This window comes from Rothia nasimurium (genome assembly GCF_004569295.1).
Lineage (GTDB): Bacteria > Actinomycetota > Actinomycetes > Actinomycetales > Micrococcaceae > Rothia > Rothia nasimurium_B.
In genome coordinates, this window is record NZ_SPQC01000065.1 from 1 (window position 1) to 9,681 (window position 9,681).

The following is a 9,681-nucleotide window of genomic DNA, read 5'->3' on the forward strand; positions in this document are numbered from 1 at the left end:
CGGAGCAGCCGCCGCCTGCTCCGCCTATCCCGGATGAGCTGATTCAGCTGATGCCGGATTTTTTGAAGCCGCCTACCTCGTAGGTGGCTTTTTCTTTACCCAAAAACACTGCGCCCCTAGCCCCCCCCAGGTTGGGGGCGCACCCATCTAATGAAAGGAGGCACATGGCCACCACCTTCACCCCAGACAGTTCGCTGGTTACCTCGACCGCGCTCTCACCCAACCGCACCGTGACCAACGGCCGCTACGCCCGCCTCATCTGTCTTCACACGATGGAGACCGACGAGCACGCCACCGTGGCTGAGGCTATTGGCGCAGGCTGGTTCCTGAATCCCACAGCGATGGCCTCAGCCCACTACAACGTCGACAACAACAGTATCGTCCAGGGGGTGCCCGAAAAGGACATGGCCTGGACAGCGCCGGGAACCAACGAGGACGGCATCCAGATTGAGCAGGCAGGCCGTGCGGCTCAGACCACCGCCGATTGGAACGATGCTTACAGCTCCGCCTTGCTGGAGAACACAGCCCGCCTGGTCGCTGACATCTGCCGACGCAACAACATCCCCCCGGTAAAGCTCACCGACGCCCACCTCGCAGCAGGCGCAAAGGGCATCATTGACCACGCCCAGGCCTCCCGCGTCTACCGCATGAGCGACCATTGGGACGTTGGCGGCGGCTTTCCCTGGGACGCTTTCATGGCAAAGGTCCAGGGCTACTACAACGGGGGCGCACCCAGCGCACCCGCTACTACCTCTACCCCTTCTACAGATTGGTTTGAAATGGCCACCAAGGCAGACCTCGAAAACGCTATCTTCAATACTCCCCGCTCCGAGTGGGGCGGCCGCACCCTCACCCAGATGTTGCAGGACAACAACCGAGATACTTACTCAACCCTGCGTATGACCCGGCACCTCTTCAACCTTTACCGTCTGGGCATTCCCGGCGTCATTACTGATGGCACTTTCGGGCATAAGATTCGCCAGATTTTCGGCTACGACGAGGGCAAGCAGGCGCAGGCGCGTAAGGCCGAGTTTGAGTCTGATAAGCGCGGACTCTTCCGCTGGTAAGAAAGGAATCAACCATGAACGTGCTTGATAACTCCACTCGCCGCCGCTCCATCGGCTCCACTACCGCTTTCGCCACCGGTGGCACCACCGCCGGCTACGCCCTAGCGGTACTGGCCTACGAGCTTTTCAATCTGCCCCTTTCGACTGAGGGTGTCCTTGCTCTGGCACTGGTGCTCTCCCTGGTTGGCGCTGTGGTAGGTGGCTGGGCTGCCCCAAGCAAGAAGGCTGAGACCGAGGCTTACCTTGGCTCGGTGCTGGCTATGGCCCAGCAGGGCGACCACGGGCGTCTAGGCACCACCCAGCCTCCAGCGGTCGAGCAGGTAGAACCTGCAACGGCAACTGAACAGGAACAGCCGACTGAAGAGCCTGAGCTAACCGAGATTCCTGACGGCTACGAACTGGTCGACACCGCCGGAACTGAATACAGCAACCCAGCCTACGCCCTAGGCAAGTAGGAACAAGAAGACCCCTCACCACTCCCCTAGTTTGGGAAGTGGTGAGGGGCTATTTTTTGTGTTTGACTAGGTGATATAGGTGTAAATGGGGTTCAAATTTTCGGTTTGAACCCCATTTTGAACCCCTTTAGTTATTACAGCTCGTGATTCCTCGTTGTCACGACCTCGAAAAAACCCTTATTTTTCAAGGTTTTATGACCACTCGTGACCACCTGTGACTTGTGTCGCTAAAAGTCCCAGTCCTCATCTTCCGTGTTTACGGCCTTACCGATCACGTAGGAGGAGCCGGAGCCGGAGAAGAAGTCGTGGTTCTCGTCGGCGTTGGGTGAGAGGGCCGAGAGAATCGCGGGTGACACGTTGGTAACCAAGGCGGGGAACATTGCCTCGTAGCCCAGGTTCATGAGTGCCTTGTTGGCATTGTAGTGCAGGAACTTCTTAACGTCTTCGCTCAGACCCACGCCGTCGTAGAGGGAGTGGGTGTAGGCTACTTCGTTCTCGTACAGTTCGTAGAGCAGGTCAAAGGTGTAGTCCTTGAGCTCTGCCTGGCGCTCAGCGGTCTCCTTTTCGAGGCCGCGCTGGTACTTGTAGCCAATGTAGTAGCCGTGTACAGCCTCATCGCGAATGATCAGGCGGATCAGGTCTGCGGTGTTGGTGAGCTTGGCGCGGGATGACCAGTACATGGGCAGGTAGAAACCTGAGTAGAAGAGGAAGCTCTCCAGCAGGGTTGAGGCGACCTTCTTCTTGAGGGGGTCATCGCCCTGGTAGTAGTCCATGACGATGCGGGCCTTCTTCTGCAGGTGCTCGTTTTCGGTGGACCAGCGGAAGACCTCGTCAATTTCCTTGGTGGACGCCAGGGTTGAGAAGATTGATGAGTAAGACTTAGCGTGTACCGACTCCATGAAGGCGATGTTGGTGTACACGGCTTCTTCGTGGGCGGTGACGGCATCGGGTAGCAGGGAGACAGCGCCGACGGTGCCCTGGATGGTGTCGAGCAGGGTCAGGCCGGTGAAGACGCGCATGGTCAGCTGCTTTTCTTCTTCGGTCAGGGTCTTCCAGGACTGCACATCGTTTGAGAGCGGCACCTTTTCGGGTAGCCAGAAGTTAGCGGTCAGACGGTCCCAGACCTCAAGGTCTTTTTCGTCTTCGATGCGGTTCCAGTTGATGGCTTCAACGTGGTTGACCAGTTCGACCTTCTCACTCATGGTGATGGGTTCTCCTCATGTCGGGGTGTTGGAGTGCCTGAAATAGGCTTGGTTCTATTCTTTCACCGTTGGGCGGTTTTCGCACCAGCGGCTCGGTTTGCTTAATATCTCAGGGGCGGACGCCGTCGCCCGCTTCTTCTTGTAGGGCGGCTAGGCCTTCGGCTTTGGTTTCTCTGTCGACGAGGCGGCGCAGCAGCGGCAGGGCCGCAGCGAGCTGCGCGGCCTCGTCCGCGGTGAGTATCTCATCGGCTCGTTCTACAATCCAGCGGTCGCGGCGGCTGATGATGGAGTCGATAGTGGCACTCCCCTGCTCTGTCAGGTAGAGCTCCTTGCGGCGCTTGTCGTGCAGATTTTTGCCCGAGGCGATATAGCCGCGGCGCAGGAGTGAGGCCACGATTTTGTTCATAGACTGCGGGGTCATACGTTGAAAACGGGCCAGCTCAGCGCCGGTTTGCCGCGGGGCAGCCTGGAGCTGGGCGAGCACGGTTTCTTCAGCAAACGAGAGGGGTGAATGCGAGTCGGTCTCGTTCCTCAGTCGTCGATGCATTCTAAATATAGAGTAACGTAAGGTACTCGCCTGCTTATATGAAAAATTTTTCAAGGGCGCCAGCCTAAAATAATCAGTTTAACTTATCAGTTATATAGATTATATACCGCGATAAAGAAAGCCCGCCACCCACACAAGATGACGGGCCCCGTCCGGGTGGGGCGGGCGTCCGCGCCCTATCAGTGCAACGCCCTACCCCACCTCAGGCCTTAGAGCATGCAGCTGACGCAGCCCTCAACCTCGGTACCCTCAAGAGCCATCTGACGAATACGTGAGTAGTAGATGGTCTTGATACCCTTACGCCAGGCGTAAATCTGGGCCTTGTTGACGTCGCGGGTGGTGGCGGTGTCCTTGAAGAAGAGGGTCAGTGACAGGCCCTGATCGACGTGCTGGGTAGCAACGGCGTAGGTATCGATAATCTTCTCGTAGCCGATCTCGTAGGAGTCCTGGTAGTAGTCCAGGTTCTCGTTGTCCATGTAGGGAGCCGGGTAGTAGACACGACCCAGCTTGCCTTCCTTACGAATCTCAATCTTCGAGGCGATGGGGTGAATCGACGATGTGGAGCCGTTGATGTAGGAGATAGAACCGGTGGGCGGAACAGCCTGCAGGTTCTGGTTGTACATACCGTGCTCGGCAACCTCAGCTGCCAGCTGCTTCCAGTCCTCAGCGGTGGGCACAAAGTGGCCGGCGAAGAGCTCGCGGGCGCGCTCGGTCTCAAAGTCCCAGGTGCCGTTGATGTACTTCTCGAAGTACTCCCCCGAAGCGTACTTGGACTTCTCAAAGCCTACGAAGGTCTCCTTGCGCTCGCGGGCAATCTCCATGGAGGCGCGAATCGCGTGGTAGGTGACGGTGTAGAAGTAGATGTTGGTGAAGTCCAGGGCTTCTTCAGAGCCGTAGTAGACGTGCTCGCGGGCCAGGTAGCCGTGCAGGTTCATCTGGCCCAGGCCAACGGCGTGGCTCATGGAGTTACCGCGCTCGATGGAGGGAACAGAGGTGATATCGGACTGGTCAGACACAGCGGTCAGGGCGCGAATAGCAGTGCCGACGGTCTGGCCCAAATCGCCGCCGTCCATCGCCAGGGCGATGTTCAGGGAGCCCAGGTTGCAGGAGATGTCCTTACCGATGGTTTCGTAACCCAGGTCAGCATTGTAGACCGAGGGCTCTGAAACCTGCAGGATCTCGGAGCAGAGGTTAGACATGATAATCTTGCCGTCAATGGGGTTGGCCTTGTTGACGGTGTCTTCAAACATGACGTAAGGGTAGCCCGACTCGAACTGAATCTCGGCCAGGGTCTGGAAGAACTCGCGGGCGTTGATTTTGGTCTTCTTGATGCGGGCATCGTCGACCATCTCGTAGTACTTCTCGGTGACGTTGATGTCTGAGAAGGGCACACCGTAGATACGCTCTACATCGTAGGGCGAGAAGAGGTACATGTCCTCGTTCTTCTTGGCCAGTTCGAAGGTGATATCGGGAATCACAACGCCCAGAGAGAGGGTCTTAATGCGAATCTTCTCGTCGGCGTTCTCGCGCTTGGTGTCGAGGAAGGAGTAGATATCGGGGTGGTGGGCGTGCAGGTAAACTGCGCCTGCACCCTGGCGGGCACCGAGCTGGTTGGCGTAGGAGAAGGAGTCTTCCAGCAGCTTCATCACGGGGATGACGCCTGAGGACTGGTTCTCAATCTTCTTGATGGGGGCACCGGTTTCGCGCAGGTTGGTCAGGGCGAAGGCAACACCGCCGCCGCGCTTGGACAGCTGCAGGGCAGAGTTGATGGAGCGGCCGATGGACTCCATGTTATCTTCGATACGCAGCAGGAAGCAGGAGACTAGTTCGCCGCGTTGCTTCTTACCAGCGTTGAGGAAGGTGGGGGTGGCGGGCTGGAAGCGGCCGGAGATGACCTCTTCGACAATCTTGGTTGCCAAAGCCTCGTCGCCTTCTGCCAGCAGCAGGGCGACCATGACCACGCGGTCCTCGAAGCGTTCCAGGTAGCGCTGGCCGTCGAAGGTCTTCAGCGCGTAGGAGGTGTAGAACTTGAAGGCGCCCAGGAAGGTGGGGAAGCGGAACTTCTTGGAGTAGGCCAGCTTGGAGAGGGACTTGACGAAGTCAAAGGAGTACTTCTCGAAAACCTCGGGCTCGTAGTACTGGTGCTTGACCAGGTAGTCAATCTTTTCTTCCAGGTCATGGAAGAAGACGGTGTTGTTGTTGACGTGCTGCAGGAAGTACTGGCGGGCTGCCTGACGGTCTGCTTCGAACTGAATCTGGCCGTTCTCATCGTAGAGGTTCAGAAGGGCGTTCAGTTCGTGGTACCCCATGCCACGGTATTTCTCGGGGGTGCTCGGATCCTCGTGACCGGGTTCTACGCTGAGGCCGGGTACAGGGAATTTTGAATCCAAAATTTTTCCAATCCTTCTTGAACTGTTTCTACATCTTCTTCAGTGCCCATGAGCTCAAATTTGTAGAGCACGGGCACGTGGCATTTGGCGGCGACTTTGTCTGCTGCTACGCAGAAGAGGTCACCGAAGTTGGTGTTTCCCGCGCCGATGACTCCCTGTAGGAGTTCCCGGTTGTGGGGGTTGTTGAGGAACTTCACGGCCTGGGGCGGTATGGAGCCAGCTCCCCCGGGTCGCCCGTAGCTGGGGACACACAGCACGTAGGGCCCGGTGACCTGTGGGGGGTCTTCACTGGTCTTCAGCGGTAGCCGTATGTTTTTTATTCCGGTCTTCTGGACGAACTTGTGGGTGTTCTCTGAGACCGATGAAAAGTAGACGATGGTGGGCTGGCCGGTGGTGTCTGTGGTGTCCATGGGGGCTGGTGCCTGAATCTGGTCGTGGTGGGTGTGGGCGCGCATGGCGCGGGTAAGAAAAAGCCCGGGTGCGGACGCCTGTGGGCGGCGGGTGCTCCCCGGGCAGGTGGTCAGCGGTTAGGCTGCGGCGCTGGCCAGGGCGTTAATCTTGTCGGGCTGGAAGCCTGACCAGTGGTCCTCACCGGCAATCACAACGGGGGCCTGCAGGTAGCCCATGCCCTTAATGAGTTCGAGGGCTGCGGGGTCCTCGGTGATGTCAACGGTGTTGTACTGGACGCCGAGCTTGTCGAGAGCGCGGTAGGTCATGTTGCACTGGACGCAGGCAGGCTTGGTGTACACCGTAACGGTCATTGGGGTATCTCCTTGGTGTCCCGCGCGTTGCGGGAGGTTTCTGGCATAGGGGCTCTCGAAAGAGCTAGTGTAGGGTCTGGCGGCCTTTTCTCTCTAGTCGCCCGAACCGAGATTTAATACTACATCTAGTGTTTGGGGAGCGCACCTAGCCCTACATAGTGTGGTCTGTTACGAAATTTTTTTAAATCGCTACGCTATCCACAGCCCTTCCGCGCGTTTGCGGGCTTTAAGGGAGTTATCCACATTAAGGGCTTCTTGAGGCGGGGTTGCAGGTCGGTGTGTGACCTTAAGTTCAGGGGCTGTTTAGCCCCCTGGGGCTTAAGACCGGACGTCCCGCGTGATATCAGGGCGGGGGCTTTCAACCCTAAATTGAGCCTTGAGTCTTGGGGGCTGCGCGGGTCTATTTTTTAAGGTTTTTTGCCGGGGGCGTGTCGCGCAAAGGGGCACCCCGTCAGGCTTGACAAGGGTGCCCCTTAAGGTGTTTAAGCGCGGTTGTTTAGACGAGCCCGCGGTCTTTGAGCTGCTCGTAGAGGGCGGTGCCGTCATTGCCTTCAAGCCAGAGGTCGCCCTTGGTGATATCGCGAGCGCGGTTGTCGCCCCAGACGCGGCCTGATGAGAGGACGGATTCGCCGAAGGTGAGGTTGCGGATGAGGATGGCTTCGACGTTGTGGGGGTAGCGGACGGCGAAGCCGTTGTAGATTTCGGGGTCGCGTTGGCCGTCGTCGCCGATGAGGATCCAGCGTATGTGGGGGAATTCGGTGGCGAGGCGTTTGAGGGTGTTGACTTTGTGTTGGGAGCCGGAGCGGAACCAGCGGTCGGGGGTGGGGCCCCAGTCGGTGAGGAGGAAGGTGCCTTTGGGGTAGCCGTTGCGGTGGAGGAAGCGGCGGAGGGTGGGGGTGACGTTCCAGGCGCCGGTGGAGAGGTACATGAAGGGGGCTGTGGGGTGGGCGCGGTGGAGGCGGTCCATCATGACGGCCATGCCGGGGGTGGCGGAGCGGGCGTGTTCGTTGAGGACGAAGCTGTTCCAGGCTGCGACGAAGGGGCGGGGTAGGGCGGTGTTCATGACGGTGTCGTCGACGTCGCAGATGATTCCGATGGTTTGGTCTTCGGGGACGATGTAGACGCTGGTGATGGCGGGTTGGCTGCCGGGGGCGGTGATGGTGACTTGGTGGGTGCCGGGTTCTAGGGTGATGTTGAGTTTGACGTCTACTACTCCTCCGCGGTCGGCGTGGACGCGGTGGTGTTGGCCGTTGATGTGGATGTCGATGGGGGCGTGGGAGATGGCGACTGATGTGAAGGAGCGCCAGCCGCGGACGGGTTCGATGGTGGGGTCGCCTTTTTCGACGGAGTCGAAGAATTCTTCAAAGAGGTCGGTTTTGTAGAGGGCGCGGCCGAGGATGCGTACCCAGTTTTTGGTGCCGTATCCGACGCTGGGTACGATGACGGGTTCTAGGCCGTGTTTTTGTGCTTGGCGTTCGCGGTAGGAGTGGATGCTGTCGCCTATGCGGTAGCCGATGTTGGCGGCTTCGTCGGCTGCTTCTGCGACGATGGTGCGGATTTCGTGTGCCCCTGTGGTCATAGCCCTAGTTTTTCATATTTGGGTGGTTGGTGCATGTTATGGGTGGGGCTTTGGTGTGTTGTGGTTGGGTGTGGTGTTAAAGGAAGAGGTGGGCACCGTCTTTGGTGCCCACCTGTGTGTGGTGTGTGGTGGTGTTTTTAGTCGATGTTGAGGACGCAGGTGGCGCTGCCGGTGCCGTCTGCTTCGTTGGCGTGGTTGACGTGGTCGCCTTCTTCGAGGGAGTAGCCGGTGCCCTTGATGGCGCAGGTGACCTCGGCTTCGGGGTCTTCGGCGGTGACGGAGACGCGGATTTGTGAGTCTGAGAGGTCTGCGAGGTTGTCGTAGGTAAGCTTGTAGAAGGCTTCGCCTTCGAATTCAGCCTGGTTGCCGTCGAAGCTCATCTGGTCTTGGTAGACGGTGATGGTCGCGGGAACCTCTGCGCCGTTGTGTGCGGCAGTTACCTCGATGGTGATATCTTCGCGGCCGCCCCAGCCGTCAGTTGCTTCGATGCCCATGCCGGGTACGATGGTTTGCGCGCAGCCTGCGAGCAGGGCGGTCGCCGCAAGCGCGGATACTACGGTAACTTTTTTCTTTGCCATACATAAAAATATAGCGTCTTCACAGACTCTTAGGGTAATGCTACGCGCCGGTGGGCGACAGTTTGTGGCTAAAAGTCTTGATGAAAGGTTGAGGGGACGTAGTGGGGGCGAGCACTCTCTGGTGTGAGGGTGCCCGCCCGGGGTGTGGCGTCCTGGCGGTTTTGGACTAGTGAGCGTTGTCTAGTCGCTCGGGGTCGGTGGTGACCAGGATTTTGACGGCGGTTTCGTTGCGGTTGATGAGGGTATCGAAGCCTTCGTCGATGAGGTTTTCGAGAGCGATTTTGCCGGTGATGAAGGGCTTGAGGTTGATTTTGCCTGATTCGACGAGCTTGATGGTGTCGGGGTGGTTGTTGACGTAGGCGATGGTGCCGCGGAGGTCGACTTCCTTGAGGACGAGTTTTTGCATGTCGAGCTGGGCGGGCTCGCCCCAGATGGAGACCACGACGATGACGCCCTGGGGTTTGATGGCGTCGAAGAGGGTGTCGAGGACGACGTTGACCGAGGTGCATTCGAAGGCGACGTCGGCGCCGCAGCCGTCGGTGAGTTTTTTGACTTCTTCGACGACGTCTACCTCGGCGGGTGAGAGGGCGTAGTCGGCTACTCCTGCATCGAGGGCCTTTTGGCGGCGGAGGCTGGAGAGTTCGCTCATGATGACGGTTGCGCCCTGGGCTTTGAGGACGGCTGCGGTGAGCAGACCGATGGGGCCTGCGCCGCCGATGATGGCAACGTCGCCGTCCTTGATTCCCCCGGCTCGTTCAACGGCGTGGTAGCCCACGGTGAGGGGTTCGATGAGGGCTGCTTCGTCGAGGGGGATGTCCTTGGAGATTTTGTGGACCCAGCGGCGTTTGACGGCGATCTTTTCGGCTAGGCCGCCGCCGCGTCCGGCAAGGCCGATGAAGTTCATGTCTTTGGAGAGGTGGTAGTCCTTGTTGCCGGGTCCGGTTTCTACGTCGTCGCGTACGATGTAGGGTTCAACGACGACGTGGTCGCCTACCTCTAGGTCGGTGATGCCTTCGCCGAGGGCTTCTACGACACCGGAGAATTCGTGGCCCATGGTGACGGGGGCGGTTTCGCCGGAGATGGGGTGCGGGGTGCTGTGGGT

10 protein-coding genes are annotated in these 9,681 nt (G+C 58.8%); 2 read left to right on the forward strand and 8 right to left on the reverse strand.

Features of this window, described 5'->3' with window-relative positions:
- Positions 1 to 164 precede the first annotated feature (164 nt).
- Both E4U03_RS11850 and E4U03_RS11855 read left to right on the forward strand, forming a co-directional pair.
- The gene (locus tag E4U03_RS11850; RefSeq protein WP_135013932.1) at positions 165 to 1,067 is read left to right on the forward strand and encodes an N-acetylmuramoyl-L-alanine amidase; all 903 of its coding nucleotides are present in this window, start codon (positions 165 to 167) and stop codon (positions 1,065 to 1,067) included.
- Positions 1,068 to 1,081: 14 nt separating this feature from the next.
- The gene (locus E4U03_RS11855) at positions 1,082 to 1,522 is read left to right on the forward strand and encodes a hypothetical protein (protein ID WP_135013933.1); all 441 of its coding nucleotides are present in this window, start codon (positions 1,082 to 1,084) and stop codon (positions 1,520 to 1,522) included.
- A gap of 227 nt (positions 1,523 to 1,749) precedes the next feature.
- Here E4U03_RS11855 and nrdF read toward each other — a convergent pair whose 3' ends face one another.
- The 8 genes from nrdF to E4U03_RS11895 all read right to left on the reverse strand — a co-directional run.
- The gene (gene nrdF, locus E4U03_RS11860; RefSeq protein ID WP_135013934.1) at positions 1,750 to 2,724 is read right to left on the reverse strand and encodes a class 1b ribonucleoside-diphosphate reductase subunit beta; all 975 of its coding nucleotides are present in this window, start codon (positions 2,722 to 2,724) and stop codon (positions 1,750 to 1,752) included.
- Between the two features lie 109 nt (positions 2,725 to 2,833).
- A complete protein-coding gene (locus E4U03_RS11865) occupies positions 2,834 to 3,271 on the reverse strand; it encodes a MarR family winged helix-turn-helix transcriptional regulator (RefSeq protein ID WP_135013935.1) in 438 nt (145 codons plus the stop codon).
- A gap of 209 nt (positions 3,272 to 3,480) precedes the next feature.
- Positions 3,481 to 5,580, reverse strand: a complete 2,100-nt coding sequence (gene nrdE, locus E4U03_RS11870) for a class 1b ribonucleoside-diphosphate reductase subunit alpha (RefSeq protein WP_135013936.1) — start codon at positions 5,578 to 5,580, stop codon at positions 3,481 to 3,483.
- A 44-nt stretch (positions 5,581 to 5,624) separates the two neighbouring features.
- On the reverse strand, positions 5,625 to 6,071 hold the full coding sequence (nrdI, locus tag E4U03_RS11875) for a class Ib ribonucleoside-diphosphate reductase assembly flavoprotein NrdI (RefSeq protein WP_185174643.1): 447 nt from the start codon (positions 6,069 to 6,071) through the stop codon (positions 5,625 to 5,627).
- 117 nt (positions 6,072 to 6,188) lie between these two features.
- Positions 6,189 to 6,422, reverse strand: coding sequence for a glutaredoxin-like protein NrdH (nrdH, locus tag E4U03_RS11880; protein ID WP_135013938.1), 234 nt, complete (start codon positions 6,420 to 6,422; stop codon positions 6,189 to 6,191).
- A 496-nt stretch (positions 6,423 to 6,918) separates the two neighbouring features.
- Entirely contained in the window at positions 6,919 to 8,001 is a 1,083-nt protein-coding gene (locus tag E4U03_RS11885) for an App1 family protein (protein ID WP_135013939.1), read from the reverse strand.
- Between the two features lie 137 nt (positions 8,002 to 8,138).
- Entirely contained in the window at positions 8,139 to 8,579 is a 441-nt protein-coding gene (locus E4U03_RS11890) for a hypothetical protein (protein ID WP_135013940.1), read from the reverse strand.
- 166 nt (positions 8,580 to 8,745) lie between these two features.
- A partial coding sequence (locus E4U03_RS11895; protein WP_135013941.1) for a zinc-binding dehydrogenase occupies positions 8,746 to 9,681 on the reverse strand: 936 nt, incomplete at its 5' end.